The 26970-nt window shown below is 70.6% G+C and carries 21 protein-coding genes; 13 read left to right on the top strand and 8 right to left on the bottom strand.

Going from position 1 to position 26970, the window contains the following annotated elements; translation table 11 throughout:
- Positions 1-18 precede the first annotated feature (18 nt).
- From ABD357_RS22280 to ABD357_RS22265, 4 genes are all read right to left on the bottom strand, one after another.
- Complete coding sequence (locus ABD357_RS22280; RefSeq protein WP_344392325.1) at positions 19-1533, bottom strand: phytoene desaturase family protein; 1515 nt, start codon at positions 1531-1533, stop codon at positions 19-21.
- Between the two features lie 493 nt (positions 1534-2026).
- A complete protein-coding gene (locus tag ABD357_RS22275; protein WP_344392323.1) occupies positions 2027-2656 on the bottom strand; it encodes a TetR/AcrR family transcriptional regulator in 630 nt (209 codons plus the stop codon).
- 11 nt (positions 2657-2667) lie between these two features.
- The gene (locus ABD357_RS22270) at positions 2668-4752 is read right to left on the bottom strand and encodes a YhgE/Pip family protein (protein ID WP_344392322.1); all 2085 of its coding nucleotides are present in this window, start codon (positions 4750-4752) and stop codon (positions 2668-2670) included.
- Positions 4724-5527, bottom strand: coding sequence for an ATP-binding cassette domain-containing protein (locus ABD357_RS22265; RefSeq protein WP_344392320.1), 804 nt, complete (start codon positions 5525-5527; stop codon positions 4724-4726). Before ABD357_RS22265 ends, ABD357_RS22270 begins: the two co-directional genes overlap by 29 nt.
- 178 nt (positions 5528-5705) lie before the next feature.
- Between ABD357_RS22265 and ABD357_RS22260 the strand changes: the two genes are divergently transcribed.
- The 3 genes from ABD357_RS22260 to ABD357_RS22250 all read left to right on the top strand — a co-directional run bounded on the left by ABD357_RS22260 (position 5706) and on the right by ABD357_RS22250 (position 7922).
- Complete coding sequence (locus tag ABD357_RS22260) at positions 5706-6263, top strand: SAV_6107 family HEPN domain-containing protein (protein WP_344392319.1); 558 nt, start codon at positions 5706-5708, stop codon at positions 6261-6263.
- 205 nt (positions 6264-6468) lie between these two features.
- Positions 6469-7239 (top strand): methyltransferase, encoded by a 771-nt coding sequence (locus ABD357_RS22255; RefSeq protein ID WP_344392317.1) that lies wholly within the window; start codon positions 6469-6471, stop codon positions 7237-7239.
- 275 nt (positions 7240-7514) lie between these two features.
- Positions 7515-7922 carry a DUF3040 domain-containing protein gene (locus ABD357_RS22250; RefSeq protein WP_344392316.1) on the top strand — a complete coding sequence of 136 codons (408 nt, stop codon included), beginning with the start codon at positions 7515-7517 and terminating at the stop codon, positions 7920-7922.
- Positions 7923-8494: 572 nt separating this feature from the next.
- Here the strand turns inward: ABD357_RS22250 and ABD357_RS22245 are convergent.
- The 4 genes from ABD357_RS22245 to ABD357_RS22230 form a co-directional block, all read right to left on the bottom strand.
- Positions 8495-10894: a transglutaminase TgpA family protein gene (locus ABD357_RS22245; RefSeq protein WP_344392315.1), complete on the bottom strand. Its 2400-nt coding sequence runs from the start codon at positions 10892-10894 to the stop codon at positions 8495-8497.
- Positions 10891-12237: a DUF58 domain-containing protein gene (locus ABD357_RS22240; protein WP_344392314.1), complete on the bottom strand. Its 1347-nt coding sequence runs from the start codon at positions 12235-12237 to the stop codon at positions 10891-10893. The genes ABD357_RS22245 and ABD357_RS22240 overlap by 4 nt, the downstream gene beginning before the upstream one ends.
- On the bottom strand, positions 12237-13274 hold the full coding sequence (locus ABD357_RS22235) for an AAA family ATPase (RefSeq protein WP_344392312.1): 1038 nt from the start codon (positions 13272-13274) through the stop codon (positions 12237-12239). Before ABD357_RS22235 ends, ABD357_RS22240 begins: the two co-directional genes overlap by 1 nt.
- Before the next feature lie 193 nt (positions 13275-13467).
- Positions 13468-14016: a beta-class carbonic anhydrase gene (locus ABD357_RS22230; RefSeq protein WP_344392310.1), complete on the bottom strand. Its 549-nt coding sequence runs from the start codon at positions 14014-14016 to the stop codon at positions 13468-13470.
- A 420-nt stretch (positions 14017-14436) separates the two neighbouring features.
- Between ABD357_RS22230 and rsmH the strand changes: the two genes are divergently transcribed.
- The 10 genes from rsmH (at position 14437) to ABD357_RS22180 (ending at position 26943) form a co-directional block, all read left to right on the top strand.
- On the top strand, positions 14437-15390 hold the full coding sequence (gene rsmH, locus ABD357_RS22225; RefSeq protein WP_344392308.1) for a 16S rRNA (cytosine(1402)-N(4))-methyltransferase RsmH: 954 nt from the start codon (positions 14437-14439) through the stop codon (positions 15388-15390).
- Positions 15391-15421: 31 nt separating this feature from the next.
- The gene (gene ftsL, locus ABD357_RS22220) at positions 15422-15991 is read left to right on the top strand and encodes a cell division protein FtsL (protein ID WP_344392307.1); all 570 of its coding nucleotides are present in this window, start codon (positions 15422-15424) and stop codon (positions 15989-15991) included.
- Between the two features lie 5 nt (positions 15992-15996).
- A complete protein-coding gene (locus ABD357_RS22215) occupies positions 15997-17955 on the top strand; it encodes a peptidoglycan D,D-transpeptidase FtsI family protein (RefSeq protein ID WP_344392306.1) in 1959 nt (652 codons plus the stop codon).
- Positions 17956-18140: 185 nt separating this feature from the next.
- The gene (locus ABD357_RS22210; protein ID WP_344392305.1) at positions 18141-19658 is read left to right on the top strand and encodes a UDP-N-acetylmuramoyl-L-alanyl-D-glutamate--2,6-diaminopimelate ligase; all 1518 of its coding nucleotides are present in this window, start codon (positions 18141-18143) and stop codon (positions 19656-19658) included.
- Positions 19659-19662: 4 nt separating this feature from the next.
- Positions 19663-21081 carry a UDP-N-acetylmuramoyl-tripeptide--D-alanyl-D-alanine ligase gene (locus tag ABD357_RS22205; RefSeq protein ID WP_344392303.1) on the top strand — a complete coding sequence of 473 codons (1419 nt, stop codon included), beginning with the start codon at positions 19663-19665 and terminating at the stop codon, positions 21079-21081.
- Positions 21078-22151: a phospho-N-acetylmuramoyl-pentapeptide-transferase gene (gene mraY / locus ABD357_RS22200; protein ID WP_344392300.1), complete on the top strand. Its 1074-nt coding sequence runs from the start codon at positions 21078-21080 to the stop codon at positions 22149-22151. Before ABD357_RS22205 ends, mraY begins: the two co-directional genes overlap by 4 nt.
- Positions 22148-23560: a UDP-N-acetylmuramoyl-L-alanine--D-glutamate ligase gene (gene murD / locus ABD357_RS22195; RefSeq protein WP_344392299.1), complete on the top strand. Its 1413-nt coding sequence runs from the start codon at positions 22148-22150 to the stop codon at positions 23558-23560. The genes mraY and murD overlap by 4 nt, the downstream gene beginning before the upstream one ends.
- 96 nt (positions 23561-23656) lie before the next feature.
- Positions 23657-25009: a putative lipid II flippase FtsW gene (gene ftsW / locus ABD357_RS22190; protein ID WP_344392297.1), complete on the top strand. Its 1353-nt coding sequence runs from the start codon at positions 23657-23659 to the stop codon at positions 25007-25009.
- A gap of 6 nt (positions 25010-25015) precedes the next feature.
- A complete protein-coding gene (murG, locus tag ABD357_RS22185) occupies positions 25016-26104 on the top strand; it encodes an undecaprenyldiphospho-muramoylpentapeptide beta-N-acetylglucosaminyltransferase (protein ID WP_344392295.1) in 1089 nt (362 codons plus the stop codon).
- A 23-nt stretch (positions 26105-26127) separates the two neighbouring features.
- Complete coding sequence (locus ABD357_RS22180; RefSeq protein ID WP_344392293.1) at positions 26128-26943, top strand: cell division protein FtsQ/DivIB; 816 nt, start codon at positions 26128-26130, stop codon at positions 26941-26943.
- The last annotated feature ends 27 nt before the right edge of the window (positions 26944-26970 follow it).

The raw sequence follows: 26970 nt of genomic DNA, 5'->3' as shown, positions 1-26970 counted from the left end.
CGCGTTCCTGCAACCGCGTTATTGCGAGCCCTGGAAGTCCGGTCCCTCCACGATCAGTCCCGCGACCAGCGCGCCCGACATGCCGGCGTGCGGCAGTCCGCCGCCGGGGTGTGCCCAGCCGCCGACCAGGTACAGCCCGGGGAAGCGGGTGGTGTTGGCCGGATACAGGAAACGGCCGTGGGCCGCGGCGAGCGCGGGTGGCGGCACGGCACCGTCCTCGGCGCCCGTCTCCTGCGCCGTGCGGCCCGGCGTGCGCACCTCGCGCCACAGGAGACGCTCCCGCAGCCTGGGCACGGCGGCCTCGGCGGCGGTGAGGAGGAGGTCCGCGAACCGCTCGGCCGTGTCATGTGCCGCCCAGTCAGCCTGGGCCGGTGCCGCCGCCGACAGGAGCACGGACTCGTGCTCGTCGTCCGGGCGCAGGGTCGGGTCGTCCGGGCGCAGCACGGTCACCGTGGGCCGCACCGGATCGTCGGTGTCGGTGAGGAAACTCACGTAGTCCAACTCTGCGGTCCGGTCGGGCGTGTGCACGACTGTCCGGTGCACCGCCCCGGTCTCACGGCGCCCGCGCAGGGCGAGCAGCACGGTGAAGCGTCCCGGACATGCCGACTCACGGTCGGGGCGGACATCGGCGTCGCCCTGGAGCGGATGCTCCGTCAGGCCGGCCAACCGCACCGGATCCACGCCCGCCACCACATGGTCCGCCTCGGCCACCGTCCCGTCGGCGAGCTCCACCCCGGCCGCCCGCCCGTTCTTCTCGACGATCCCGGTGACCCCGGTCCCGAAACGGAACTCCACGCGTCGAGCCAGACACCGCTCGTACACTGCCCGCGCCAACTCCCGTATCCCGCCCCGCACATACCACGTCCCGAAGGCGTGCTCCATATACGGCAGCACGGACCCGCTCGCCGGGGTGGTGCGGGGATCCAGGCCGTACGCGAGCGCGTGGCCGTCCAGGAGGGCCGTGAGCCGGGGGTCCCGCAGCTCCCAGGCGGCGATCTCGTCGAGGGTGCTCGCCCGCCGGGTGCGCAGCAGCCGCTTGTGTGGCACCGCGGGGTAGGGCTCGCGCTCGCCGAGCACGCGCCAGTTGGGCCAGAGCGGCTCCTCCAGGAGCGGTCGGCGCGTCCTGTCCCAGGCCTCGCGCGCCCGCACCAGGAAGTCGCCCCAGCGGTCGCCCGCGCCCGAACCGAGCGCCGTGTTCAACGCGCCGACCACGCCCGCGCGCGAGGCGTTGGGCAGCGAGACGTCCGTACCGTCCGGGAAGACGTGGCGTGACGTCGGGTCCACCTGGACGAGCTCGACGCACTCCTCCAGCGGCTGCTTGCCGGTCTTGAGGAACAGGTCGCGGTAGACGGCGGGCAGCGTCAGCAGGCCGGGGCCGGTGTCGAACGCGAAGCCGTCCCGCTCGAAACGGCCCACCGCCCCGCCGTACGTCGCCGCGCGCTCGTACACCACCACCCGGTGGCCCGCGACGGCCAGCCGGGCGGCGGCCGCCAGCGCGCCCATCCCGGCGCCGATCACCGCGATTCGTGCCATGCCAGGAACTGTATCGGCCGCCACTGACAACCCGGCCGCCACCGTCCACCTGCCACCGCCTCGCACGCGCGGGCCCCGGATTCCCGCCCGGATGAGCGGCGGGGGAGTAGCAGCGCGGACGCGTTCGTAACCAGTCGGCAACGGTGCGTTCTGGGCCTGAATGCGCAGGACTAGGTATCCGTACCTAGTCAGAGAGATGAGTACGCGCGCGGATGGGGCCCGACCTGCGCGAACGAGAGAGTGGGGGCACGGAAAGGGGCGCGGCTCCGGAACCGCCGACACGGGGCGGCGGAACGGTGCAGCGCCCTTGGCCGCTCCTTCCGCCGAGAAGTCGGGCGGGAGCGAGGCACGGGGGGACCGGGGGGAGACCGAAACGGGGGAAGTAACGGGGGACTACGGGGGAGCAAGAAGGGCGCCGGTCCGGCGTGGCCCGCGGGGGACGCGGCCACCTCGGGCCGGCGCTCGCTTTTCAGCCCCCTGGCTCCCGTGTGCTTCAGCGGTTGCCGCTCACCCGCCCCTGAAGCAGCAGCGACAGCGCCGCGTGGACGTCGTCCAGGGAGCGCTCCGGCTGGAAGGCCTGCCAGTCCAGGGCAGCCACCAGGACCATGCCCACCAGGGCCGCCGCCGTGAGCGGGATGTCGATCTCGTCGCTCAGCTCGCCGTTCGCGACGCCGTCGCGCAGAACTCCCTCGACCACCGCGACGGCCTCCTGCCTGACCACCATCAGGGTGGACTGCCAGGCCCGGTTCGTGCGCCACAGCTCCGCCACGTACAGCTGCGTGAAGGCCGGATAGCGGTCGATGAAGACGAGCCCCGCCCGGATCATCGCGTCCAGCGCGTCGACCTTGCTGCCGCCCTCCTGAGCGGTCTTCTCGGCCGCCTCCCGGAGGGAGGCGGTGAGGAGTCGCACACCGTGCCGGAGCAGCTCTTCGAAGAGGACGGACTTACTCGCGAAGTTGTAGTAGACGGTGCCCTTCGCGACCCCGGCGCGCTCGGCGATCTCGTCCACGGTGGTGGCCGAGAAGCCCTGCTCCGCGATGAGCGTCACGGCCGCCTCGTAGAGCTTCTGCCGGGTCAGCTGTCTCCGGCTGCTGCCGCTGTCCACGGCCTTGCTGCTTTCCATGGCCCTGATTGTCACAGGCTCAGCTCCGGGTGCAGCCGGTCCAGGGTCCACACCTGCTTGCGGCGCGCGGCCACGGCGGTGAGCGCGAGGGCGCCCGCGGTGAAAGCCGTGAGGACCACGCATGCCTGCCAGACCGGTACGAGGCCGCCGCCTGTGATGAGCCTCCTGAGGGCGTCGACGACGTAACTCATCGGCATGAAGGGGTGGATCACGTTGAAGAAGGCCGGACTGGTCTGCACGGGGTACGTGCCGCCTGCCGACGTCAGCTGCAGCATCAGGAAGGCGAGGACGAGGATTCGGCCCGCCGCTCCGAAGCGCGCGTTCAGCCACTGCACGATCGCCGCGAAGCACGCCGTCACCAGGCAGAGGAACCCCACGGTCCCGGCGGCCCGCGCCATCTGAAGGCCTAGCCCCCAGTGCAGTACGGCCATCAGCGTGGCCGTCTGGAGCACGCCCAGGGCGGCCACCGGCAGCCAGCCCGCTAGCGCGATTCGCCAGGCGGAGGCGCCCGTCGCCAGAGCGCGCCGGTTGAGGGGCTGGATGACCATGTAGGCCACCATCGCGCCCACCCACAAGGAGAGCGGGATGAAGTACGGGGCGAATCCGGTGCCGTAATTGGGCGCCTTGTGCAGGTCCTTCGAAGCGAGCCGCACCGGGTCCGCCATCACTTCGGTGCGTTGGTCGCGGTCCTTCTTGTCGTAGTCGGGGATCTTTCCGGCGCCGTCGTGCAGTCCGCCGGCGAGCTTCCCGGAGCCGTCGACGAGCTTGAACATGCCGCCCTCTAGGTCGATCGCCCCCGACTTGAGGGCACCGACGCCGGTGTCGAGGCCGGCGGCGCCGGTCTTGGCCGTGCCGAGTCCGGTGTGCAGGGTCTTCGCCCCCTTGGCGACCTGTCCGGCTCCCTTGTCGAGTGCGTTGATCTTGGAGACGGCGGTGGCGAGGTCCTCGGAGAGGTGCGGCGAGCGGTCGGCGAGGGCCTGTGCCTGCTTCTGGAGCGCGGCCAGGTGCCGGTCCAGCGCGTCCAGATCGCCGTCCTGGCCGGCCACCAGCGTGTTGACGTCGTCGGCGACCTTCGCCACCTCCGCGGCCGCGTCCTTCGCCTCCTTCAGCTGCGGGCAGGCGGCGTCGGGCAGCGTCGCGGTCTCGCAGCGCGCCTTGTAGACGCCGTTCAGCGTGTCGGAGGCCGTGCGGGCCGACTTGGCGGCGGTCGGGGCGGTCTTCACCAGGGTGTCGAGGTTGCGGCGGATGGCCGCGGCGGAGTCCGCGACCAGCTGTGCCGTGTCGCCGATCTCCTTCTCGTTGCCCTTCAGGAAGGGGCCCACCTTGTCCGCGACGCCGTTGGCCTTGTCCGCTAGCGCCCGTGTCCCCTCCGAGACCTGCCGTGAGCCCTTCTCCAGGTCGCCCGCCCCCTTGTTGAGCTTCTTCAGGCCCGCGGAGAGCTTGCCGCTGCCCTTCTTGGCCTCCTTCAGGCCGTCAGCGAGATCTTTCGAGCCCTTCTTGGCCTTCCCGATGCCGCCCTTCAGCTGATCGGCTCCCTTCGCGGCCTGCACGGTCCGACCGTGGATGTCCGAGAACGAGATGAAGATCCTGTCGAGGAACGACCGCGAGGTCTTCGTGGACGCCGCCGTCCGTACCTCGCCGAAGACCGTCCTGGAGACCTGCCCGACGATGTAGTTGTTCGCGTCGTTCGTACGCACCTGGAGGGCGCCCGTCTCCGGGGAGCCGCCCGAACTGGAGGTGATCCGCTCACTGAAGTCGGAGGGCATCGTCAGCGACAGGTAGTACGTGCCGTTCTCGACACCCTTGCGCGCCTCGGCGGCGCTGACCTCGTGCCATTCGAACGTGTCGCTCTTGTGCAGGCCCTTGGTGATGTCGTCGCCCGCCGCGATCTTCGCGCCGTCCGCCGTCGCCCCCTTGTCGTCGTTCACGAGGGCCACGGGGATGCGGTCGAGACGGCCGTACGGGTCCCAGAACGACCACAGGTACAGGGCGCCGTACAGCAGCGGCAGCAGCAGGAGCGAGGCCATCGCCGCGCGCGGGAGCCTCCCCCTGCCGAACCGCCTGAGCTCAAGCGCGGCCAGCTTCGGCGAGCGCATCCGCCGCCTCCTTGTCGTCTCGGTCTCGTCGGTCTTGTTCGCGTTCCTCGCCGGACGGCTTGTCGGCGGAGCCGGTGGACACCGTGACGGCACCTTCGGGCGCCTCCCGGCACACCGCGAGGACGGTCGTCCCCGCTTCGGTGAGCGCGCGCAACAGCGCCCAGACCTCGGCCCGTTCGGGATCAGAGAGCTTCAGGTCGGTGTCGTCGACGCCAAGGAGCCGCGGGCGGCCGACCAGGGCCAGCGCCACGGAGAGCCGCAGTGCCTCGACCCGCTCCAGGTCCCGTACAGCGGTCCGCGAACCCTTGGGCAGGGCCTCCCGCTCCAGCCCGGCGGCGCTCAACGCGGAGTCGATCCGCAGCCGGGCCTCCGCCGCACGCTCATACCGGGGCCGCAGCAGCCCTCGTACGGAACCGCTGAACCGCCGCTGGAGCAGCGCCCGTTCGCGCAGGTGCTCGCCGACGGTCAGGGCGGGATCGAGGTCCGTTATCCCGGGCACATGCGCGAGCGCGCTGATCCTGCGGACGGCCGCCATCTGCTTCGGCAGGCGGAACGGCCCGACCGCCGCATGCCCCTCGGTGGGCTTCATGCGTCCGGTGAGCGAGAGCAGCAGGCATGTGCGCCCCGAGCCCGACGGCCCCTCGATCGCGATCAGTGAGCCGGGCTCCGCGTCGAGGCCCACTCCTTGGAACGCCCGGCCGCGAGGGCCCCTGAGGCCGAAGCCCTCAGCCGTGACGCCGAGACCACGCGGTCCGTCGGCACTTTCCCCCACCACTTTCCGCACCCCTTCCCACAAAACTTTGAACTGACTGGTCAGTGCAAAAGATAGCCCGAACGCTAGATCGAAGCAAAAGGCCAGGTCAGGACGCGTTGTCAGTGGCATACCTCACGATGAGCACATACGGCACGACCTGACATGGCGATGCCGTCACACAGACGACAGGAGGTTCGTCATGGCCAGCTACCACGCAGCCGCCGCCCGCCGGCGCCGCGCCACCGGCCCTGCCCCCTCACTGACCGGCCCGGCGAGCGACGTGCACCCCGTGCTCCGCCGGGCCACGGCCCCGCCCGCCGCCCTCGACCTGCTCGCCCAGGCCCGCGCCGGACTCGACGAGGCGGCCCTGCTGGAAACGCCGAACGAGCGCTACGCGACGGCCCACCTCGCGGCCCTGCGCACCGCCGCCGCCGTGCTCGCCGCCCGGGGCCGCCCGGAGCCCACCCCGAGGCGCCGGGCGAAGATCCGGAGTGCGTGGGAAGTGCTCCCCGAGATCGCGCCCGAACTCACCGAGTGGAGCGCCCTGTTCGCCTCCGGCGCCGGCCGCCGTGCCCGCGCGGAGGCAGGCATACAGGGCGCGGCCAGCAGCCGCGACGCCGACGACCTGCTGCGCGACGTGGCGATGTTCCTGCGCCTCGTCGAGCGCATGCTCGTCCTGCAGCCCGTACTGCCCCAGCCACGGCAGGACGCCGACCGGGAGGAACCAGACGTACCGGAGGTACCAGATGCGGGATGAACGGCGCAGGAGCCCGATGAGCGAGGTCGCGTCCGCCCAGGGGCGAGGCGCGGTCGTCCGCCGCGCGAGACGGAGGGCCGGACACAAGGCAGGAGGCAATAGGGTTGGCAGCGCCTGCACCTTCCCCTGGCCGCACACGTCCGGGGAAGGCATCCCTATCGCTCCGCCGTAGCCGAGGCGGTGCCGCGCTGAGGAGTCAACTGCCGTGTCGGACCCGTCGCGCCCCCGCGCTTCTCTCCGTACCGCCGTGGTCTGGGACGTCCTGAAGGACGCCCTCGACCGCCGGGTCAAGGCCACCGGCCGGGAGTCGCTCGACGTGCTCGACACGGGGGGCGGCAGCGGCAAGTTCGCGGTGCCCGCCGCCCGCCTCGGCCACCGCGTCACCGTCGTGGACCCCAGCCCGAACGCGCTGTTCGCGCTGGAGCGCCGGGCCGCCGAGGCCGGCGTCGCCGACCGGGTCCAGGGCGTCCAGGGCGACGCTCACGGCCTCTTCGACGTCGTCGAGCGCGGCGGCTACGACGTGGTTCTGTGCCACGGCGTACTCGAGTACGTGGACGACCCCGCCGAGGGCGTCGCCAACGCCGTGGCCGCATTGCGCCCCGCGGGAGTCCTCAGCCTGCTCGCTTCGGGCCTGGGCGGCGCGGTGCTCGCGCGCGCCCTGGCCGGACACTTCACCGAGGCCCGGCAAGCACTCGGCGACCCGGACGGCCGGTGGGGCGAGGGCGATCCCGTGCCCCGGCGCTTCACCGCCGAGCAGCTCACGGCTCTCGTCGAGGGCGCCGGTCTGCGCGTGGGCGCGGTACACGGCGTACGGGTCTTTGCGGACCTCGTCCCCGGAGTCCTCGTCGACACCGAGCCGGGGGCCCTGGACGCCCTGCTCAAGCTGGAGGCCGCGGCGGCTGAGCTGCCCGCCTTCCACTCCGTGGCGACCCAGCTCCATGTGCTCGGCGAGACCGGCGAAGCCGCCGATGCCTGAGCAGGCTCCCCTGCCCCGCCGCTGATCAGGAGCGCGGCGGCAGATGGAGTACGCCACAGCGCCCCCGCTCGTGCGCTCGGAGCCGTATGATCGGAGGAGACCGTCCGGCATGACGGGCCGGTCGCTGGGGAATGCACGCTTCAGTGAACCGGGGTGCCATGGCGGGATCCGGTTGGCTAATTGGCGTAGAGGGGCGGGTTTCACGGGGGCGATTCCCTGCCTATCCTGAAGGGGACCCCCGGTCGCCCCGGCGACTGCACGATGAGGAGGACTCCGTGCCGCTCTCGGAGCACGAGCAGCGAATGCTCGAGCAGATGGAGCGAGCGCTGTACGCCGAAGATCCCAAGTTCGCGACAGCGCTTGAGGGAAGCGGGCTGCGTACGTACACCCGGCGACGGGTTTACCAGGCGGTCGTCGGCTTCCTGGTTGGTATCGCGCTCCTCATGGCCGGAATGGTCGCACAGCAGATTTGGGTCAGCGTGGTGGGATTCCTCGTCATGCTGGGCTGCGCGGTGCTCGCCGTCACCGGTTGGCGCAAGGCCCCCAAGCCGGGCGAGCAGCCCGCCGCGGGTGCCGGTGCGCCGAGCGCTCCGCAAGCCCGCCGTCAGGGCCGGCAGCGGCGCTCCATGATGGACCGCATCGAGGAGCGCTGGCAGCGGCGCCGCGACGAACAAGGCCATTAGCCCCCGGGCGGAGAGCCAATACAGCGCGCAAGGGGTGACCACCTGGCGGTGGCCGCCCCTTCGGCATGCCTGCGTGCACCTCCGGCGGAGCACCGGCGTTGCTGCCCGGCTGAGGTGCGCCCAGCAGAGTTCGGTCACTTGCCCTCGCCCATGAGGCGTGCGGCACGCCTCCGGGGTCGACCGCGGGCCGCGTCCGTGCAAGTGCGGCGGGCCTCCGCGGCCTCCGTCGAGCTTCGCCCACGTGACGCTCACCGGCCCTCGCTCACGAGGTGTGCGGCACCACCGCACTGACCGGCGTACGGCACTTGAGCCCCGCTGACGTACGACACCGCACCTCACCCGGCGTTCCGGCACCGCACCGGCGTACGGCACCTGCGCCTCGCTGAAGCACGGCACCCGCATCCACCGGCGTACGACGGCCGCACCTCACCGCCGTACGACACAGGACCTCATCGGTGTACGGCACCCGCACACCCCCGGCGTACGACACCGCGCCCCGCCGATACGCCCAAGGGGGCGGGCGCCCACCGGACCGGGTAGGCGCCCCCTCCAAGGGCCAGGGTCAGGCTCCCTCAGCCGCTGCCCTCTCCCGCCGACGGCCGCCGGATCAGCGCCGTCAAGCGAGCCGTCGCCCGGGACTTGAGCGAGGCCCAGCTCGCCGAGACCGCCCACGCCACCCGTACAGCCGAGCGGGGCGCGAGCAGTGCTCTCAGGCGGGTGGCGGTGCTGACGGTGGCGCGCAGGCCGTCGGTCATCCTGCGGACGTCGTCGGCCAGACCCGGCGTGGGTCGGGGCCGCGGCGCGTACAGGACCTGCTCCACGGCGTCCGCGATCCGGTGCACGGAGGTCGCGGCCGCCGGATCGAGGTGCCCGATCCGGGTGATCCGGGCCGCCGCCTTGCGGGGCGTCTGGGACTCGTCCGGCGCGATACCGAAGTCCCAGGCCGTATCGGTCACTTCATGCCACGCGGCCAGCGTGTGAGCCGCCGCGTCGGTCTCGGTGCGGCCGTGCGTGCCGAGCCGTACGGCCCGTACTCTCACCCGCCACATCATCGGCAGCAGTGGTATCGCGAGCACGGCAAGACCGCCCAGGACCCACAACAGGATCTGGGGCCACGGCGGACCGTCGTCCGTCGCCGTGATCGCCGCCTCAGGAGACTCGCTGCCGCAGGGCTCCTGCAGCCTCTTCTCCTCCGCCGTGCAGCTCTCGCTGGTCGACGGGGCGGCCGTGGGAGCCCTTGGCGCGGCCTCCTGCGAAGTACCCGGCTCGGGGAGAGTGGTGCCCGGCGTGGTCGACCGGGTGTACTCCGGAACCGTGCCGCGGTTCGGCGTCGGCTCGAAGCGGGTCCAGCCCACGCCCTCGAAGTACAGCTCGGGCCAGGCGTGCGCATCCCGCAGGCCCACGGACATCGTGCCGTCCGACTGGGGCGAGCCGGGTGTGAAGCCGACCGCGACACGGGCCGGTATGCCCAGCGTGCGGGCCATCGAGGCCATCGCGAAGGAGAAGTGGACGCAGAAGCCCTCCTTGTCCCTCAGGAAGCGCTCGATCGCCTGCGAACCGCTGCCGACCTGCACCTCCGTGTCGTACACGAAGCCGCCCTCCAGGGCGAACCAGTCCTGGAGCTTCACCGCGCGCTCGTAGTTGTTGCTCGAACCCGCCGTGACCTGCCGCGCCGTGTCGTACACCACCGGAGGCAGCGAGTCCGGCACATCGGTGAACTCGCGCCGGAGCCACCCGGGCGGCTCCGGCGCGTCGGCGAGCTGCTCAGCGGTCGGCTGCACGATCAGGCTCTTGACGGAGTAGTCAAGGCCGCGCGTGGTCTGGCCGTGGTCGCCGACGAGCGTGCGCCCCACGGGCTCGTACCGCCACTTGCCGCTGATCCCCACCTGGCTGGCCGGGTAGGGCATGGGCAGCCAGTCCTGCGCGTACCAGTCCGCCGCCGAGATCCTTGTCTCGACCTCGGTGCGCTGGACGTCGTCCCCTAGACCGGGCGGCGTCGGGAAGCTGCCCGGCACATCTTCGATGTTGCGCTTGGACGGCTTCCATGCCGTGCCGTCGAACTCGTCGAGCGAGACGATCCGCAGATAAAGGTCCTGTGTGTCCTCGGAGTCGGTGTTGTACGACATGACCTGGCGGTCCTCGTCCACGTTCAGACTGTCGCGGAGCGAGACCAGGGGGTTCACCGCCGAGATCGTGCCGCCGCCTCCGGAGCCCGGGCCGACACCTGTTCCCGTACCGTCCAGCAGGCCGCCGTCGAGGGACGGCAGACCGAGCGGCACCACCAGGGCGACGCCGAGCGCGACGGCACCTATGCGCCGTCCCGTGCGGACCGGCGCGACCGCCCCCGGCGACGTGTCGGGACCCGGAGTGCGGGGTGCGCCGCCGAAGACCCGGCCCCACTGCGAGAGCCGGTCACGGCCTTCGGCGAGCAGCAGGAGCAGATAACCGGCGGCTGCCAGCAGGAACCACAGCCATCCGGCGCCGCCGTCCGAGAGCCCGGCCGCGACCGAGTACAGCGCGAGCAGCGGCAGCCCGGCCGGGGCCGCGCTGCGCAGCGTCACCGCGAGCGCGTCTACCGCCAGCCCGATCACCAGGACACCGCCGACCATCATCAGCCGGATGCCGTCGGACAGCGGCGCGGGAATCGCAAACCGCCCGACGTCCTCCCCACCCGTCTGCAGCAGCACCCCGAAGTGCTCGAACACCTCCGGGCCGGGGATGATCCCGAGGATGGCCTGCTCCCGGGCGAACATCAGCGTCAGCAGCACCAGGGTCACCAGGGCCTGCGCCGCGATCGTCAGCGGCCGGGCCAGCGGAACCCGTCGGGCCGCCGCGCCCACACCGGTCTGGATCGCGAGCAGGAACGCCGCCTGGAGAAGCCAGGTCGCCGGAGTGACCAGCGGCAGCAGCGCGCACGCCGCCATCAGCGTCGCCGCCGCGGAGAACAGCGCCAGTCGTGCACCTCCGCTCATGAGCGGCCTCCCGCCGCGCCCGTCGGCGTGACCTGATTGCGCTGCCGATCCGCCTCCCGCCACAGATCGGCGAGATCCGTACCCGGCAGCACGGTCACAGCGGTCCAGCCCGCCTCCCGCAGCATCCGAAGCTGCTCCTCGCTGTCCTCGTGGGCCTCACCCTGCACCCACGAGTCGCTGTCCAGCAGGAAGGCGACCGCCCCGCCGCTGCGCTGCCGCATCTTGGCGAGCACCGTCGCCTGCTCCTCGTCGAGGTCGCCGAGAAAAGCCACCAGAAGTCCTTCGTTCCCCCCGCGCAGCACGTCGTAAGCCGGGGACAGGCCCGTACCGTCGGAGTGGTCGATCACCGCCAGGGTGTCCATCATCAGACCTGCCGCATCCGCCGACTCCTGGTTGGCGCCCGCGAACCCGTCGGCCCCCTCGCCGGGCACCGAATTGCCGGTGTCCGTCAACAGCCTTACCGAAAAGCCTCGTTCGAGCATGTGCACCAGGGTGGACGCCGCACCTGACACGGCCCACTCGAAGGCCGAGTCCGGGCCCGCGCCCTCGAAGGCGATGCCCCGGGTGTCGAGGAGCACCGTGCAGCGGGCCCGCTGCGGCTGTTCCTCGCGGCGCACCATCAGCTCGCCGTAGCGCGCGGTCGAGCGCCAGTGGACCCGGCGCAGATCGTCGCCGTAGCGGTATCCGCGCGGGATCACGTCGTCCTCGCCGGCCAGGGCCAGTGAGCGGTTCCGCCCGTCGCCGTACCCCTTGGCCTCGCCGGTCAGCCGCACCGGCGGCAGCGGCTCCACGCGGGGGATGACCGTCAGGGTGTCGTACGTCGAGAAGGAGCGGGTCAGTTCGCACATCCCGAACGGGTCGCTGAGCCGCAGCTGGAGCGGGCCGAGCGGATAACGGCCGCGCAGGTCGGAACGCACGCGGTACGACACCTCGCGTCGGCCGCCCGCCTCCATCCGGTCCAGTACGAACCGGGGCCGCGGCCCCAGCACGTACGGCACCCGGTCCTGGAGCATCAGCAGTCCCGTGGGCAGCCGCGAGACATTGTCCATCCGCAGATGGACCCGGGCCTCGGACCCCGCGGGTACCCGCCCGGGCGAAAGGCGGCGGCTCCCCGCCACCCGGTAGCGCGTGCGGTACAGCACGGCCGCGCACACAAGTGGCAGCACGGCCAGCAGCAGTCCGACCCGGAGCAGATCGCTCTGCCCCAGGACGTACGCGCACACCGCGGCCGCCACGCCCGCCGCCAGGAAGGACCGCCCGCGCGTGGTGAGCCCGGCGAGTGCCGTACGCAGCCCGCCCTTGTCCTCCTCGGTCTGCGCCGCCGGCATGCCCCCGGTGGTCATCACAGCCTCCGGGGCGGCTGCTGGCCGAACTCCGGAGCCGGCCGGCCCATCGTCAGACCGCTCTGCGACACAGGCGCGGCGGGCACAGGGGTGCGCTGCAGGATCTCCAGCACGACCTGCTCGGCCGTACGGCGGTTCAGCTGGGCCTGTGCGGTCGGCAGCAGACGGTGGGCGAGAACCGCCACCGCGAGCGCCTGGACGTCGTCAGGAAGCGCGTAGTCCCGGCCGCTGAGCGCAGCGGACGCCTTCGACGCACGCAGCAGGTGGAGCGTCGCGCGCGGGGAGGCGCCCAGCCTCAGGTCGGGGTGGGTGCGGGTGGCGGCGACCAGGTCCACCGCGTAACGCCGCACCGGGTCGGCGACATGGACCGTGCGGACCGCGTCTATGAGCTTCACGACGTCGTGCGCGTGCGCCACCGGCTGGAGGTCGTCCAGCGGCGAGACCCCGCCGTGGATGTCCAGCATCTCCAGCTCGGCCTCCGCGCTGGGATAGCCGATGGAGACACGGGCCATGAAGCGGTCGCGCTGCGCCTCCGGCAGCGGATAGGTGCCCTCCATCTCGACCGGGTTCTGGGTGGCCACCACCATGAAGGGGCTGGGCAGTTCGTACGTATGCCCGTCGATGGTGACCTGGCGCTCCTCCATGGACTCCAGGAGTGCGGACTGCGTCTTGGGCGAGGCGCGGTTGATCTCGTCGCCGATCACGATCTGGGCGAAGATCGCGCCCGGCTTGAACTCGAATTCGCTGCGCTGCTGATCCCAGATGGACACCCCGGTGATGTCCGAGGGCAGCAGGTCCGGCGTGAACTGAATACGCCGCACCGAGCAGTCGATGGACCGCGCCAGTGCCTTGGCCAGCATGGTCTTGCCGACGCCGGGAACATCCTCGATCAGAAGATGTCCCTCGGCGAGCAGTACGGTCAGCGAAAGCCGTACGACCTCAGGCTTGCCCTCGATCACTCCCTCCACCGAACTGCGGACTCGCTCCACAGTGGTGGTCAGATCCGTAAGGCTCGCTCGATCGTCATAGGTCGTCACCCGGCCCTCCTCGGCCCGTTCTTTCTCCGGGCCGACGCTCACGACGCGAACCGGCCCACCTCGAACACGGACACCACGCGTGAAAAGTTCCGCGTGACGCCACACCCGCATTCTTGTTGCCGTTACCGGTTCGTGTCACTCGCCTGTGGACAACTGGCTGTGATATGTCGGGGCTTGCGGCCTTTGGGTGGGGTCAGGTGGGGTCAATCTCACGCAGGAGTCCCGTTTTCACATCGAACACAAAACCACGTACGTCGTCGGTGTGAACAAGGAATGGAGAAGTGCGTACCCGCTGCATGGACTGCCGTACGTCCTGTTCGACGTCCCGGAAGGCCTCCACCGCCCAGGCGGGACGCTGGCCCACCTCCATCTCCAAGTCGTGCCGGAACTCCTCGGTGAGGGATTCCAGACCGCAGCCGGTGTGGTGGATGAGGACGACGCTGCGGGTGCCGAGCGCCCGCTGGCTGATGGTGAGGGAGCGGATCACATCGTCGGTGACGACGCCCCCCGCGTTACGGATCGTGTGGCAGTCGCCCAACTCGAGGCCGAGCGCGTCGTGCAGGTCCAGACGGGCGTCCATGCAGGCCACGACCGCGACCTGCAGCACCGGGCGGGCATCCATGCCCGGGTCGCTGAACGCGGCGGCGTACCGCTCGTTGGCCTCGACGAGACGGTCGGTGACGGTGCCGCCGCCGGATATGGCGCCTTCGGGCTCGGTGGGAACGGATGCGGAAGTCGTCATACCCATGACGGTAATCGTCACAGTCCGTACATGCCTGCTGTGAGAGGGGACAAAGAACATCAACAAGCGTTGTTGTGAGCTAACCCACATGGGTGCTGGTGGATGCCGGTATGGGTGGTTCTTCGCGATGTGCCGCGTCGGTGGCGGAGGCGTTCCGCGACGCGCAGGGCGGCTGATTGACCGCGAGACGCGGTGGACTAAAGTGACGCGAACTGGGAGGCGAGAGTCTCCCAACTGGACTGTTGTCCCCCGGAGGACCCGGCGACAAGCCGGAATCTCCCCGCGTGCGCGGCGCGTACGTACGGCTCGGCCTCCTCCCGCTCCCGGTCGACGACGCTTCCGGCGCCGGCAGGCCTTCCCCTTCACCGAGCGAGAGGGGACCCGGTGGTACGTACGCCACGCCGGACTTGAGAGGGCCCCTTGAGCCAACGACATGTCCCGGTGATGCTCCAGCGGTGCCTGGACCTGTTGGCCCCGGCGCTGGAGCGGCCCGGAGCGGTCGTCGTCGACTGCACCCTCGGCCTCGGCGGCCACAGCGAGGCCCTGCTCACCCGGTTCCCCGAGGCCCGCCTCGTCGCCCTGGACCGCGACAAGGAGGCGTTGCGTCTCTCCGGAGAGCGGCTCGCCCCCTTCGGTGACCGGGCCACCCTGGTGCACGCCGTTTACGACGAACTCCCCGACGTACTCGACCGGCTCGGCCTCCCGCGCGTCGAGGGCGTCCTCTTCGACCTCGGCGTCTCCTCCATGCAGCTCGACGAGGCTGAGCGCGGGTTCGCGTATGCCCAGGACGCCCCGCTCGACATGCGCATGGACCAGTCGACCGGCGTGAGCGCGGCCGAGGTGCTCAACACGTACCCGCCGGGCGAACTCGTACGGATCCTGCGGGTGTACGGCGAGGAGAAGCAGGCCAAGCGGATCGTGTCCGCGATCGTGCGTGAGCGCGAGAAGGAGCCCTTCAGCAACAGTGCGCGTCTCGTCGAGCTGATCCGGAACGCGCTGCCACAGGCCGCCAAGCGCACCGGGGGCAACCCGGCCAAGCGGACCTTCCAGGCACTGCGTATCGAGGTCAACGGCGAACTCACCGTCCTGGAGAGGGCGATTCCCGCGGCCGTGGAGGCGCTGGCCGTCGGTGGCCGGATCGCCGTCCTGTCGTATCACTCGCTGGAGGACCGGCTGGTCAAGCAGGTGTTCGCGGCCGGTGCGGCCACCACCGCTCCGGCCGGCCTGCCGGTGGTGCCCGAGCGCTATCAGCCCCGGCTGAAGCTGCTGACGCGCGGTGCGGAGCTGCCCACGGAGGAAGAGATCGCTCAGAACCGGCGGGCCGCGCCGGCGCGGCTGCGCGGGGCACAGCGCATCAGGGAGTCCATGGAATGAGGGGCGTGAGGCACAAGAAGGGGGCGGGTGAGTGAGCAGGAAACCCGAACTGAGGGGGCGCGCCGCCCGGCTCGCCCGGCTCATCCCGTCCGGTTCCGGACAGGCTGCCCGCACCCCCTTCGTCCTGCTCGTCGTGCTCCTCCTGGGCGGCGGCCTCATCGCGTTGCTGGTGCTGAACTCCGCTCTGAGTGAGGGGGCGTTCAAGCTCGACGACCTCCAGGACGACACGAAGAGCCTCACCGACGAGGAGCAGGCGCTCCAGCGGGACGTGGACGCCTACTCCGCCCCCGACGCCCTCAAGCGCCGCGCCCGCGAGCTGGGCATGGTCCCCGGCGGCGACCCCGCGTTTCTCAACCCCGACGGGACAGTGCGAGGGGTTCCTGAAGCCGCCCAGCAGTCCTCGGTACGCGTCCCCTTGGTGCTGTCGCCCGAGACGCTCGACTCCGCACGGAAGCCGAAGCCGAAGCCGGATTCGAAGCCGACGCCCACGCCGAAGGCGACACCCACCCCGAAGCCCACGCCCACCGCGAGCCGCGCCGCCTCCCCGAAGGCCCAGCCCCCCACCCCGTCCACGCAGCCCCCTACGACCCCCGGCAGGTGACGGAAGTGTCCGACAAGGAACGCCCGCGCCGCCGCGTGCCGTCGCCCGCCAGGCCCGTACGCCCCGCCAGTCGGCGCCCGGTGCCCGGTGCCCGCCCCGCGCGCCGCCCGGCCGCGGCCCGCGCGGGGCGCTCACAGGGGCCGCGCATGATCCGGCTGGGCAGCCCCCGCCCCCGGCTGCGCCTGGTCAGCCTCGCCCTGACGCTGGTGATGATCGCCTTCGTGGTGCGGCTGCTTCAGGTGCAGGCGGTCGACGCGAGCGTGTACTCGGCCAAGGCTGAACAGAACCGGTATCTGAGCCGCACGCTGACGGCCGAGCGCGGCGGGATCACCGACCGCAACGGCGTCGAGCTGGCAGCCAGCGTGGACGCGAACGACATCACGGCCGACCCCACGATGTTCACGCGGAAGGCGACGAAGGTCGACGACGCCCCAGAGCAGGCCGCCGCGCTGCTCGGTCCGATCCTCGGCAAGGAACCCGCCGAGCTCGCCGAGAAGCTCCGGACGAAGGGCACCCAGTACGTCGTGCTGGCCCGTCGCCAGACCCCGCAGGTCTGGACGCAGATCAACGACCTGAAGACGACGCTCGCGGAGAAGGCGCAGAAGGACAGGACGGCCGTGAACGTGCTCGCGGGCGTCTTCCAGGAGCCCAGCAGCAAGCGGGTCTATCCCAACGGCGACCTCGGCGCCGGGATACTGGGCTGGGTCAACGCCGACGGCAAGGGCGGCGGCGGTATCGAGCAGCAGCTGAACGAGGAACTGTCCGGCAAGGACGGCAAGATCCGCTACGCCCAGGCCGGTGGCCACCGGGTCCCGACCGCGGGCAGTACCGAAACGCCCGCCGTGGCCGGTTCCGAGGTCGAGCTGACCATCGACCGCGACATTCAGTGGGCCGCGCAGAACGCCATCACCGAGCAGGTGAAGGAGTCCAAGGCGGACCGCGGCTATGTGATCGTGCAGGACAACAAGACCGGCGAGGTCCTCGCGATGGCCAACTCACCCGGCTTCGACCCGAACGACCTCTCACAGGCGGGCTCGGCGGCGCTCGGCAACGCGGCCCTCCAGGACGCGTACGAACCCGGCTCCACCGCGAAGGTCATGTCGATGGCGGCCGTCCTGGAGGAGAACGTCGCCACGCCCTCGACGCATGTCACGGTGCCCAACCGGCTGCACCGCGGCGACCGGCTCTTCAAGGACGACATCGACCACCCGACCTGGTACCTGACGCTCAACGGCGTCCTCGCCAAGTCCAGCAACATCGGCACCATCCTGGCGACCGGCCAGCTCGGCAAGACGCAGCAGAAGGCCAACCAGGTCCTCTACTCGTATCTGCGCAAGTTCGGTATCGGCAGCCCCACCGGGCTCGGCTTCCCGGGCGAGACGGACGGCATCCTCGCGCCCGCCGAGAAGTGGTCGACCTCGCAGCAGTACACGATTCCTTTCGGCCAGGGCGTGTCGATCAACGCGATGCAGGCGGCCTCCGTCTACTCGACGATCGCGAACGGAGGCGTACGCGTCGAGCCGACCCTCGTACGAGGCACCAAGGGAGCGGACGGCCGCTTCACGCCGGCTCCGAAGCCCCAGAAGACAAGGGTCGTGAGCGAGAAGACGGCGAAGACACTGGCGCAGATGCTGGAGTCCGTCGTGGACGACGAGGAGGGCACCGGCACCAAGGCCCGTATCCCCGGCTACCGCGTCGCGGGGAAGACGGGCACCGCCAACCGGGTGGATCCGGCCACCGGCCGCTACCGCGGCTACACCTCGTCGTTCGCCGGCTTCGCACCCGCCGACAACCCCCGGGTGACCGTGTACTGCGCGATCCAGAACGCCACCAAGGGCAGCTACTTCGGCGGCCAGATCTGCGGGCCCGTCTACAAGGAGGTCCTGGAGTTCGCCCTCAAGACCCTCCAGGTGCCGCCCACCGGAGACGCGCCCGCCCGGCTTCCGGTCACCTTCACACCCTGACCAGCGCCGGACTCGTCCGGTCACCCGGAACACCCATCAGGAACCAATTCGTGACAACGATCACTCCCGACCCGGGGAAACATCCGGAGCCCCGCCCCTCGCTTCGCCCAGCCGGGGGCGCGCCCGGTACGCTCACCGCCGTGCCACACGCTGATCAGTCCCAAACCACCCAGAAGGGCGTTCCTGTGACATTTCCGGGGCCGCCGCGACCGGTTCAGGTCTCCGCCACAGACCTGGCGGACCTCGCCGATCAGCTGGGTGTCACCGCCCTCGCTGCGGCCGAGGTCACGGGCATCACCCACGACTCCCGGGCCGTGCGCCCCGGCGATCTCTACGCCGCCCTGCCCGGCGCGCGGCTGCACGGCGCCGATTTCGTGACGCAGGCCGCGGGCCTGGGTGCGGTGGCGGTGCTCACGGACCCGACCGGCGCCGAGCGCGCCGCCGAGACCGGCCTTCCGGTCCTCGTCGTCGGCAATCCGCGCGGACGGATGGGCGAGCTGGCGGCCACGATCTACGGCCACCCCGGCCGCGATCTCCTCCAGATCGGCATCACCGGCACGTCGGGCAAGACCACGACGGCGTACCTCATCGAGGGCGGCCTCAAGACGGTCCGCAGCACCGGACTCATCGGCACCGTCGAAACGCGCATCGGCGACGAGCGCATCAAGTCGGAGCGGACGACTCCCGAGGCCACCGACCTCCAGGCGCTGTTCGCGGTGATGCGCGAGCGCGGCGTGGACGCGGTCGCCATGGAGGTCTCCAGCCACGCACTGGTCCTCGGCCGGGTCGACGGCTGTGTCTTCGACATCGCGGTCTTCACCAACCTCAGCCCGGAGCACATGGAGTTCCACTCCGACATGGAGGACTACTTCCGGGCCAAGGCGCAGCTGTTCACGCCGAAACGCAGCAGGTTCGGCGTAGTCAACTTTGATGACGAGTACGGACGGAGGCTCGTCAAGGAAGCCACCGTCCCTGTGGTGACGTTTTCCGCCGAGGGACACCCGGACGCCGACTGGCGCGCCGAGGACGTCGAGGTGGGTCCGCTGGACTCGACGTTCGTCGCGATCGGCCCCAAGGGGGAGCGGATCAGCGCCAAGTCGCCGCTCGCGGGCCCCTTCAACGTCGCCAACACGCTCGCTGCGATCGTCGCCCTGGCCGCCGCGGGGCTCGACGCGCAGACCGCGGCCGACGGCATCGCGGCCGTACCGGGTGTTCCGGGCCGGCTGGAACGCGTGGACGCCGGTCAGCCGTACCTGGCGGTCGTCGACTACGCCCACAAGACGGACGCCGTGGAATCCGTGCTGCGCGCACTGCGCAAGGTCACCGAGGGCAGGCTGCACATCGTGCTCGGCTGCGGCGGAGACCGCGACAAGTCCAAGCGGATGCCGATGGGCGCCGCCGCGGCCCGCCTAGCCGACACCGCCGTACTGACGTCGGACAACCCCCGCTCCGAGGACCCCCTCGCGATCCTCGCCACCATGCTCGCGGGCGCCGCCGACGTGCCGGCGCACGAGCGCGGCGAGGTCGCGGTCTTCGAGGACCGGGCCGCCGCGATCGCCGCGGCCGTCGCCCGGGCCGAGCCCGGCGACACCGTGCTGGTCGCGGGCAAGGGCCATGAGCAGGGCCAGGACATCGCCGGAGTGGTCCGTCCCTTCGACGACCGCCAGGTGCTTCGCGAAGCTATCCAGAAGACCCAGGGATGAACTTGTGATCGCCCTCCCTCTCGCCGAGATCGCCTCAGTCGTCGGCGGGCAGACGTACGACATACCGGATCCGTCGGTCCAGATCACCGGACCGGTCGTCAGGGACTCCCGTGAGGTGGAGCCAGGCAGCCTGTTCGTCGCCTTCGTGGGCGAGCGCGTGGACGGTCACGACTTCGCCGCACAGGTCGTCGAGGAGGGCGCCGCCGCCGTTCTGGCGTCCCGGCCCGTCGGCGTGCCCGCGATCGTCGTGGACGACGTCCAGGCCGCCCTCGGGGCCCTCGCCCGCCATGTCGTCCAGCGGCTCGGCGCGACCCTCGTGGCACTCACCGGCTCCGCCGGCAAGACCAGCACCAAGGACCTGATCGCGCAGGTACTCCAGCGCAAGGCCCCGACCGTCTTCACGCCGGGCTCGCTCAACAACGAGATCGGGCTGCCGCTCACCGCGCTCAGCGCCACCGAGGAGACGAAGTTCCTCGTCCTGGAGATGGGCGCCCGCGGTGTCGGCCACATCCGCTACCTCGCGGAGCTGACCCCGCCGAAGATCGGCCTCGTCCTGAACGTCGGCACCGCCCACATCGGGGAGTTCGGCGGGCGGGAACAGATCGCCCAGGCGAAGGGCGAGTTGGTGGAAGCGCTCCCCGAAGAGGGCGCCGCGATTCTCAACGCCGACGATGCCCTCGTACGCGCCATGGCATCCCGTACGAAGGCACGCGTACTCCTCTTCGGAGAGTCCGGCGAAGCGGACGTACGGGCCGAGAACGTGCGGCTCACGGAGAGCGGACAGCCCGCGTTCAGGCTTCACACACCCTCCGGTGCAAGCGATGTGACCATGCGCCTGTACGGTGAGCACCACGTGTCGAACGCGCTCGCCGCGGCCGCCGTCGCCCATGAGCTGGGCATGTCCGCAGACGAGATCGCCGTCGCGCTCTCCGAGGCGGGCTCCCTCTCCCGCTGGCGGATGGAGGTCACCGAGCGCCCGGACGGCGTGACGGTCGTCAACGACGCCTACAACGCGAACCCCGAATCCATGCGGGCGGCTCTGCGCGCGCTGGCTGCCATGGGCGGAGCCTCACGGGCAAGGGGGGGCCGGACCTGGGCGGTGCTCGGCAAGATGGCCGAGCTCGGGGACGAGGCGCTCGCCGAGCACGACGCGGTCGGACGGCTCGCCGTCCGGCTCAACGTCAGCAAGCTCGTCGCGGTCGGGGGCAGGGAAGCGTCCTGGCTCCAACTGGGCGCATATAACGAGGGTTCGTGGGGTGAGGAGTCGGTGCACGTGTCCGACGCACAGGCGGCTGTCGACCTGTTGCGCAATGAGCTGCGCCCGGGGGACGTCGTGCTCGTGAAGGCGTCCAGATCGGTGGGGCTCGAGTGGGTGGCCCAGGCGTTGCTCGAGGGTGCCGAGGGTGAGGTCGCCGCCCGATGATGAACCAGATCCTGTTCTCGGGAGTCATCGGCCTCTTCCTGACTCTCGTGGGCACCCCTCTGCTGATCAAACTCCTTGCCCGCAAGGGCTACGGTCAGTACATCCGCGACGACGGCCCGCGCGAGCACCACGCCAAGCGCGGTACGCCGACCATGGGCGGCATCGCCTTCATCCTGGCCACGATCATCGCGTACTTCCTCAGCAAGGTGATCACCGGCAAGCCGCCGACGTTCTCCGGGTTGCTGGTCCTCGGGCTGATGGGCGGCATGGGCCTGGTTGGTTTCCTCGACGACTACATCAAGATCGTCAAGCGGAGGTCGCTCGGTCTGCGGGCCAAGGCCAAGATGGCCGGCCAGCTGATCGTCGGCATCAGCTTCGCCGTGCTCTCGCTGCAGTTCGCGGACAGCCGGGGCCAGACGCCGGCCTCCACGAAGCTCTCCTTCGTACAGGACTTCGGCTGGACCATCGGCCCGGTGCTGTTCGTGGTCTGGGCGCTGTTCATGATCCTCGCCATGTCGAACGGCGTGAACCTCACCGACGGTCTGGACGGCCTCGCCACCGGCGCCTCCGTCATGGTCTTCGGCGCGTACACGTTCATCGGCGTCTGGCAGTTCCAGGAGTCCTGCGCCAACGGGGAGACGCTGACCAACCCGACCGCCTGCTTTGAAGTACGCGATCCACTCGACCTCGCGGTCGTCGCCTCCGCGCTGATGGGCGCCTGCTTCGGCTTCCTGTGGTGGAACACCTCGCCCGCCAAGATCTTCATGGGCGACACCGGCTCTCTGGCGCTCGGCGGCGCGCTCGCCGGACTCGCCATCTGCTCCCGCACCGAGCTGCTGCTCGCGCTGCTCGGCGGTCTCTTCGTCCTGATCACCATGTCGGTCGTCATCCAGGTCGGCTCCTTCCGGCTGACCGGGAAGCGCGTCTTCCGCATGGCCCCGCTCCAGCACCACTTCGAACTCAAGGGGTGGTCCGAAGTCCTTGTCGTGGTCCGCTTCTGGATCATCCAGGGCATGTGCGTGATCGTGGGTCTGGGTCTCTTCTACGCAGGGTGGGCAGCCGACAAGTGACCACTTGGCAGGGCCGGAACATCACCGTCGCCGGCCTCGGCGTGAGCGGCATCAGCGCCGCCCGCGCCCTGGTCGGCCTCGGCGCGTCCGTCACGGTCGTCGACGGGGGCTCCTCCCCGGCACACCGGGAGCGGGCCGACTCCCTTGAGGCAGAAGGCATTTCGGTACGTCTTGCCGACGCCGAGACCCTTCCCGAGGGCACCGACCTCGTGGTCACCTCGCCGGGCTGGAAGCCCACCTCGCCGCTCTTCGCCGCAGCCGCGAAGGCGGGCGTGGACGTCGTCGGCGACGTGGAGATCGCCTGGCTCCTGCGTGGCCCGGACGCCGCGCCCTGGCTCGCCGTCACGGGCACCAACGGCAAGACCACCACCACGCAGATGCTCGCGTCGATCCTGAGCGCCGCGGGCCTGCGTACGGCCGCCGTCGGCAATATCGGCACGCCGATCATCGATGTCGTGCTGAGCGAGGAGCCGTATGACGTCCTCGCCGTCGAACTCTCCAGCTACCAGCTGCACTGGGCGCCCTCCCTGCGCGCCCACTCCGCCGTCGTGCTCAACATCGCGCCCGACCACCTCGACTGGCACGGCTCCATGGAGGCGTACGCCGCCGACAAGGGCCGTATCTACGAGGGCAATCGGGTCGCCTGCGTCTACAACGTCGCGGACAAGGCCACCGAGGACTTGGTGCGCGCGGCGGACGTCGAGGAGGGGTGCCGGGCGGTCGGCTTCACGCTGGGTACGCCCGGGCCGTCCCAACTCGGCGTCGTGGAGGGCCTGCTGGTCGACCGCGCCTTCGTCGAGGACCGGCACAAACAGGCCCAGGAACTCGCGGAGGTCGGCGACGTCCAGCCGCCCGCCCCGCACAACATCGCCAACGCCCTTGCGGCGGCGGCCCTCGCGCGCGCCTACGGGGTGCCCGCAGCGGCCGTACGAGACGGTCTGCGGGCGTTCCGTCCGGACGCGCACCGCATCCAGCACATCGCCGATGTCGGCGGGATCGCCTACATCGACGACTCCAAGGCCACCAACACGCATGCCGCGGAAGCCTCTTTGGCGGCGTACGAGTCGATCGTGTGGATCGCCGGAGGGCTCGCCAAGGGCGCGACCTTCGACGAGCTGGTCGCCAAGTCGGCAAAGCGACTTCGGGGCGTCGTCCTGTTCGGTGCCGACCGGGCCCTGATCCGGCAGGCGCTGGCGCGACACGCGCCCGAAGTACCGGTCGTCGACCTCGACCGGACCGACACTGGGGCGATGCTCGAGGCCGTCCAGGAGGCGACGCGGCTCGCCCGCACGGGAGACACGGTGCTCATGGCTCCCGCCTGTGCCTCCATGGACATGTTCACCAACTACAACCAGCGCGGCGACATGTTCGCGGAGGCCGTCCGCGAACTCGGCGCCGCCAGCGCCTGACTCGGCTGCTGCCGCGCCGGGAGGCGCCCCGGTACCTCTGGGAGGGACGCGTGACGCCATCGTGGCCGGTGCATCGTGGGCCGCTGGGCGGTGCCGATGTCCGGTAACCGCACCGGCCGGCCCTCCGCCCCGCGCACCACCGGGCGCCCCGCAGTCCCCAATCCGGGTGACAACCCCGTGCGCCGTCTCTACACGAGTGCGCGCCGTGCCTGGGACCGGCCGCTGACCGCGTACTACCTGATCCTCGGAAGCAGCATGCTGATCACCGTGCTGGGGATCGTGATGGTGTACTCGGCCTCCCAGATCACGGCGCTGCAACTGTCGCTGCCGGGGACGTACTTCTTCCGGAAGCAGTTCCTGGCGGCCGTGCTGGGCACCGTACTGCTGCTGCTCGCCTCACGGATGCCGTCCAAGCTGCACCGCGCGCTGGCGTATCCGATGCTCCTGGGCTCGGTCTTCCTGATGGTCCTGGTGCAGATCCCGGGGATAGGGGTGGCGGTGAACGGCAACCAGAACTGGATTTCCATCGGCGGCCCGTTTCAGCTGCAGCCCAGCGAGTTCGGCAAGCTCGCGCTCGTGCTGTGGGGCGCCGATCTGCTCGCCCGCAAACAGGACAAGCGGCTGCTGACCCAGTGGAAGCACATGCTGGTGCCGCTCGTGCCGGTGGCCTTCATGCTGCTCGGACTGATCATGCTCGGCGGCGACATGGGCACGGCGATCATCCTCACCGCGATCCTGTTCGGGCTGCTCTGGCTGGCCGGAGCCCCCACGCGGCTCTTCGCGGGCGTACTGGCCATCGCCGGGACGATCGGTCTGATGCTGATCACGACCAGCCCGAACCGTATGGCGCGGCTGTCCTGCATCGGCGCCACCGAGCCCGGACCGAACGACACCTGCTGGCAGGCCGTACACGGAATCTACGCCCTCGCCTCCGGCGGAATTTTCGGGTCCGGCCTCGGTGCGAGCGTGGAGAAATGGGGCCAACTCCCCGAAGCACACACCGACTTCATCTTCGCCGTTACCGGTGAGGAACTGGGCCTGGCGGGGACGCTGTCGGTACTCGCCCTCTTCGCGGCTCTAGGCTATGCGGGTATCCGCGTGGCCGGACGCACGGAGGACCCCTTCGTGAGGTACGCCGCGGGAGGCGTGACCACCTGGATCACGGCCCAGGCCGTGATCAACATCGGTGCGGTGCTCGGCCTGCTGCCGATCGCCGGAGTCCCGCTCCCGCTGTTCTCCTATGGGGGTTCCGCTTTGCTGCCGACCATGTTCGCCATCGGGCTCCTGATCGCCTTCGCGCGGGAGGATCCCGCTGCGCGGGCGGCGCTTGCGATGCGACAACCACGCTTTGGTAGAAAGCGGGCTGGAGGTTCCGGAACCAGTCGGAGACCTCGGAGCTGGAACACGATGCGACGGCGTGCCTCGGCGCGTTCGTCCGGAGAGCGGTGAATTTCGGTGCATGTCGTACTCGCCGGTGGAGGGACCGCCGGCCACATCGAGCCCGCGCTCGCCCTCGCGGACGCCCTGCGCAGGCAGGACCCGACCGTGGGCATCACGGCCCTGGGCACGGAGCGCGGACTCGAGACCCGGCTCGTACCCGAGCGGGGTTATGAACTCGCGCTGATCCCCGCCGTCCCGCTGCCCCGCAAACCCACCCCCGAGCTGATCACCGTCCCCGGGCGGCTGCGCGGCACGATCAAGGCGGCCGAGCAGATCCTGGAGCGCACCAAGGCCGACGCCGTCGTCGGCTTCGGCGGCTATGTCGCCCTGCCCGGCTACCTCGCGGCCAAGCGCCTCGGCGTCCCGATCGTCATCCACGAGGCCAACGCCCGGCCCGGCCTGGCCAACAAGATCGGTTCGCGGTACGCGGCTCAGGTCGCCGTGTCCACTCCGGACAGCAAGCTCCGCGGCGCCCGCTACATCGGCATCCCGCTGCGCCGCACCATCGCCACCCTGGACCGTGCCGCGGTACGCCCCGAGGCCCGCGCCGCCTTCGGTCTCGACCCCGCCCTGCCGACCCTGCTGGTCTCCGGCGGCTCGCAGGGCGCCCGCCGCCTCAACGAGGTGGTCCAGCAGGTCGCCCCGTACCTCCAGCAGGCCGGTATCCAGGTCCTGCACGCGGTCGGCCCCAAGAACGAAATGCCGCACGTCCAGCAGATGCCGGGGATGCCCCCGTACATCCCGGTACCGTACGTGGACCGGATGGATCTCGCGTACGCCGCGGCCGACATGATGCTCTGCCGGGCGGGTGCGATGACCGTCGCCGAACTCGCCGCCGTCGGACTGCCCGCCGCGTACGTCCCGCTGCCGATCGGCAACGGCGAACAGCGGCTGAACGCCCAGCCGGTGGTAAAGGCCGGCGGCGGACTCCTCGTCGACGACGCGGAACTGACGCCCCAGTGGGTCCAGGCCAACGTCCTGCCCGTGCTCGCGGATCCGCACCGGCTGTTCGAGATGTCCCGTGCCGCCTCGGAGTTCGGCCGTCGGGACGCCGACGAACTGCTCGTCGGGATGGTGTACGAGGCGATCGCGTCACGCCGTTAGCGCGTGGCAGAAGGCAGGGGAGCGTGGCCGGACCGACGACCGCCGAGCGTGACGCGCGAGGTGAACGCCAGCGACCTCAGTCCGGCCCACCCCGGCCGCCCCGCCTCAGGAGGCTGCTCCGGCCTCGTACGCTCCTCGTGCTGCTCGTCTGTGTCGTGCTCCTTGCCGGGGGTGGCGTTTGGGTGCTCTACGGCTCGCAATGGCTGCGGGTGGAGCGCGTATCGGCATCAGGGATGCGGGTTCTGACGGACGAGCAGGTGCTCGCGGCGGCGGACGTTCCGGTCGGGTCGCCGTTGATTTCCATCGACACCGAGGCGATTGAGGCAAGACTGCGTCGGAAATTGCCCCGAATTGACTCGGTTGATGTCATCCGTTCCTGGCCCGATGAAATCGGGCTGAAAGTGAAAGAACGCACTCCGGTTCTGATGGTGAAAAAAGGTGGAAACTTCGTAGAAGTGGACGCCAAGGGGGTGCGATATGCCACGGTTCCGCGCGCTCCGAAGGGCGTACCGGAACTGAAATTGACGGTGACTCAGTCCTCCTCCGGAACCTCGCAGTCCGCGAGCCTGAGACGCTTCAGAACGGGCCGGCTGGTGCGTGAGGCGGTGCGCGTCGCGGGTGCGCTTCCGGCCGCCGTCGCGCGCGAGACCCGTACGGTCAAGGTCCGTTCGTACGACTCCATCTCGCTTGAGTTGAGCGGAAACCGGACCGTCGCGTGGGGTAGTGCCGGCAAGGGCCGTGCGAAGGCCAGAACGCTGACCGCTCTCATGAAAGCCGCATCCGGGGCACGGCACTTCGATGTCAGCGTTCCCACCGCCCCTGCGTCATCAGGGAGTTGACGCACATACGCGCAGGCCAGCACCCTG

The organism is Streptomyces vastus (assembly GCF_039532825.1).
In the GTDB taxonomy this organism is placed as follows: Bacteria; Actinomycetota; Actinomycetes; order Streptomycetales; family Streptomycetaceae; genus Streptomyces; species Streptomyces vastus.
This window is presented reverse-complemented; position numbering and strand designations above follow the sequence as displayed.

Coding starts and splice junctions, on each gene's coding strand:
- ABD357_RS22280 (WP_344392325.1), bottom strand. CDS start 1,533: ATGGCACGAATCGCGGTGATCGGCGCCGGGATGGGCGCGCTGGCGGCC.
- ABD357_RS22275 (WP_344392323.1), bottom strand. CDS start 2,656: ATGGAAAGCAGCAAGGCCGTGGACAGCGGCAGCAGCCGGAGACAGCTG.
- ABD357_RS22270 (WP_344392322.1), bottom strand. CDS start 4,752: ATGCGCTCGCCGAAGCTGGCCGCGCTTGAGCTCAGGCGGTTCGGCAGG.
- ABD357_RS22260 (WP_344392319.1), top strand. CDS start 5,706: ATGGCCAGCTACCACGCAGCCGCCGCCCGCCGGCGCCGCGCCACCGGC.
- ABD357_RS22245 (WP_344392315.1), bottom strand. CDS start 10,894: ATGAGCGGAGGTGCACGACTGGCGCTGTTCTCCGCGGCGGCGACGCTG.
- ABD357_RS22240 (WP_344392314.1), bottom strand. CDS start 12,237: ATGACCACCGGGGGCATGCCGGCGGCGCAGACCGAGGAGGACAAGGGC.
- ABD357_RS22230 (WP_344392310.1), bottom strand. CDS start 14,016: ATGACGACTTCCGCATCCGTTCCCACCGAGCCCGAAGGCGCCATATCC.
- mraY (WP_344392300.1), top strand. CDS start 21,078: ATGATGAACCAGATCCTGTTCTCGGGAGTCATCGGCCTCTTCCTGACT.
- ftsW (WP_344392297.1), top strand. CDS start 23,657: ATGTCCGGTAACCGCACCGGCCGGCCCTCCGCCCCGCGCACCACCGGG.